Annotated in this window: 2 protein-coding genes; one reads left to right on the top strand and one right to left on the bottom strand. The window is 61.7% G+C overall.

Going from position 1 to position 674, the window contains the following annotated elements:
- The first annotated feature begins 45 nt into the window (after window positions 1-45).
- Window positions 46-273 (top strand): hypothetical protein, encoded by a 228-nt coding sequence (locus tag B2994_RS06170; protein WP_291527495.1) that lies wholly within the window; start codon window positions 46-48, stop codon window positions 271-273.
- A gap of 131 nt (window positions 274-404) precedes the next feature.
- Here B2994_RS06170 and B2994_RS06165 read toward each other — a convergent pair.
- Window positions 405-674 (bottom strand): phosphoribosylformylglycinamidine synthase subunit PurQ (locus B2994_RS06165; RefSeq protein ID WP_291527494.1); only part of this gene is annotated, 270 nt, incomplete at its 5' end.

Raw genomic sequence — 674 nt, 5'->3', positions numbered from 1 at the left:
CGGCACGGCAATGATGACGGCACGACAATGAATGGAAGATGGCATATGACACTTACGGAAACACGCGATTATGACGACATCATCGATCTGCCGCATCATCAATCGCTCAAACACGCCCATATGAGCATGCGCAACCGCGCGGCGCAATTCATGCCGTTCGCCGCGCTGGCCGGATACGACGATGCGCTTGATCGCACGGTCCGCGCCAACGAGGAGGCTGTGCGGCGCGCCAATGCGCCGGTCGATCTCCAGGACGGTTACTTCTCGGCTTGACAGGGGCGTCTATCGCGAAGGTACGAATTTCGATATAAGCGTAGAGGGTGTGTCCGGAGCGTTGGATTCCGAGCACACCCTCTCTGGCTCACAGGCGGTGCATATCGCGGCCTTCAGTCAGCCCTCGCGCATCAGGCGGCGAAGTACTCCACGCCGGCCGCGAACAGCGGCTGGTCCTTTTCGCCGGGCACGTTCACGAACGTGCCGTTGCTGTAACGCTCCGAGTGACCCATCTTGCCGAACACGCGGCCGTCCGGGCTGGTGATGCCCTCGATGGCCAAAAGCGAACCGTTCGGGTTCACATCCAGGTTCATGCCCGGCACGCCGGCCTCGTCCACGTACTGCGTGGCGATCTGGCCGTTGGCCTTCAGCTGCGCGAGCACATCGCCGGAAGCCACGAA

The sequence above is a fragment of the Bifidobacterium sp. UBA744 genome (assembly GCA_002298605.1).
GTDB lineage: Bacteria > Actinomycetota > Actinomycetes > Actinomycetales > Bifidobacteriaceae > Bifidobacterium.
This window is presented reverse-complemented; position numbering and strand designations above follow the sequence as displayed.

Excerpts from the sequence above, each read along its gene's own strand:
- B2994_RS06170 (WP_291527495.1), top strand. The coding sequence starts at position 46 with ATGACACTTACGGAAACACGCGATTATGACGACATCATCGATCTGCCG.